The sequence below is a fragment of the Phenylobacterium sp. genome (genome assembly GCF_036263695.1).
In the GTDB taxonomy this organism is placed as follows: Bacteria; Pseudomonadota; Alphaproteobacteria; order Caulobacterales; family Caulobacteraceae; genus Phenylobacterium.
In genome coordinates this window covers 1-2321 of sequence record NZ_DATAGM010000436.1, presented here as the reverse complement: position 1 = coordinate 2321, position 2321 = coordinate 1, and the positions used below count along the sequence as shown (strand labels likewise).

Here is a 2321-nt window from a genome sequence, read left to right as displayed (position 1 = left end):
CGGCCGCATACGCCGCCGCAAACGCCCGCTCGCCGAGGGCCGCCCGCACCTCCGCCGTGGTGGCCTCGTGCCTGGTGCGAACGCTTGGGAGAATGGCCCTGGCCACCGCGGGCCAGCGGCGGTCGACGGCACCGAGCAGGTGCGCCGCCCGCGCCCATTGGGCATGGGTCGCCGCGATGCCAGCCAGCCCGCTCAGGGCCTGGACGAGGAAGCGGCGGTCATCGATGCCGGCCCAGCGCGGGAAGCCAGCTGGTTCGCCACCCGCGCCGTGGCCGCTGGCCACCGCCCACCGCCTGTCGGTCTGCTCCCACAACCGGAGCCCCGCGTGGAAGGCGTGGGCCGCCGCCCGGTCGTCGCCCCGGTCGCCGGCGAGCCGGGCGATGAGCCCGAGCACCGAGGCGGTGCCGGAGGGGTGTCCGACTGCCCGAAAGATCGTCAACGCCTCCTCGGCCCAATGGGTACTCGCTGCGGTGGCGCCCGTTTCGTACGCGATGCCCGCTAGCACGCCCAGCGCCATCGCCTCGTCTGATCGCAACCCGAGCGCCCGCCACAGGGTGAGCGCCTCCGCCATGAGCACCGCGGCGCGGTCCCACTCCGCCTGGGAGCGCGCGACCAAGGCCAGCAGGTGGAGCGAGAGGGCGGTGAGTTCGGGGTGCTCGAGCGCGCGGGCGATCGTGAGTGCTGCTTCGGCGGGCGCACCGGCCCCCTCGAGGTCGCCCTGGGACCAGCGGATGAGACTGAGCCCGGCCAAAGCCCGGGCGCGGTCGGCCGTGACGGTCTCCGCGGCCTCGTCCAGCGCCTGTTCCAGCCATCGCCGCCCCTCGGCGAGGTTGCCCCGGTGGTGCCAGAACACGGCTAGGCCGCCCGCCAACCGGAGCAGCCCGTCGGCGTCGTTGGTGCCGCCCAGGTACGTGAGGGCGGCCCGGAAATTGGCGAGCTCAGCTTCAAGGCCCCAGAGGCGGTCGTCGAACCGTTCGTCGGGAGTAAGCTGGTTTGGGTCGAGCCACTCCTCGAGCGCGGCGAAGTAGGCGGCGTGTGCAGCGTGGGCCTGGTCCGCGTCGCCCGCCGCGTCGAGTTGCTCCAGCGCGAACTCGTGGATCGTCTCGAGCATGCTGAAGCGGGCTTCAGCCATGGCGTCGGTCCGCATGAGCAGGCTCTCGTTGAGGAGCGACCCGATCGTCTCCAGCACGGACGGGGCGGTGCCCGACGGAAGGTGTGCTGCCGAGGACCGACAGACCGCCTCGGCGGCCTCCAGGGTGAACCCGCCGGCGAAGACGGCGAGGCGCCGGAACACCGACTGCTCCTCCGGGGTTAGGAGCTCATGGCTCCAGGCGATGGCCGCACGCATAGTCTGCAGGCGCGCCGGAACGTCACGGGGTCCGCCGACCAGGAGCGGCAACCGCCGCGCCAGGCGCGCCAGGAGGAGCGCTGGCGGCAGCAGCTTGCTGCGCGCCGCGGCGAGTTCAATTGCCAGCGGCAGGCCGTCGAGCCGGGCGCAGATCGCGGCCACCGCCGCGGCAGTCTCCGCGGTCAGCGCGAAAGCCGGGTCGACCGCCACGGCGCGCTCCATGAAGAGGCGCACTGCCGGCGCCTTTGCCACCCGCCCCGGCTCCACCGCACCGGGGTCGGGGAGCGGGAGCGGCGGCACCGGGTACTCGCGTTCGCCGGAGACGCGCAGCGCGGCGCGGCTCGTTGCCAGGACCGTCAGTCGGGGGCAGGCCATCAGCACCTCCGCCACCAACGGGGCGGCGTCGAGGACGTGCTCGAAGTTGTCGAGCACGAGGAGCAGCGCGGCGTCACCGATGCCCCGCCTCAATCGCGCCGATGGCGACCCGTCCCCGGATTCGGCCACGCCCAGTGCTTGGGCGATCGTCGGGGCAACGAGGGAGGGATCGCGGACGGAGGCCAGCGCGACGAACGCGAGGTGGTCCGGGACCGCACCGGCAAGCTCGTTCGCCGCTGCAATCGCCAAGCGGGTCTTGCCGACGCCGCCGGGTCCGGTGAGCGTCAGGAGCCGGACCTCGCGGCGGCGCAGCAACGCGGCCACGTCAGCAATTGCCGCGTCGCGACCGTGGAGGGAGGTGAGGGGCAGCGGGAGCCGCCCGGGCGCCCCCATCGCGTCGCCGCCACGCCCTGCCGGTTCCATCGACGAGCTCCTGCCACGGAAACAGACCGGTGATGGGCATAGTGTGCCCGATTCCCACCCGCCTCGCTCTCCACGCGCGTGATGGCGCCGGTAATGGCTGTTATGGGAACCGGCATACTCGTGCGATGCGCGCCGGCGGGTGAGCCGGCACCGGTTCCGCGCATCCTGCAGCGAC

Annotated in this window: 1 protein-coding gene; it reads right to left on the bottom strand. The window is 73.3% G+C overall.

Annotation, left to right across the window (positions count from 1 at the left end):
* A partial coding sequence (locus VHK87_RS17635) for an ATP-binding protein (RefSeq protein ID WP_329636201.1) occupies nt 1-2146 on the bottom strand: 2146 nt, incomplete at its 3' end.
* Nucleotides 2147-2321: the final 175 nt, after the last annotated feature.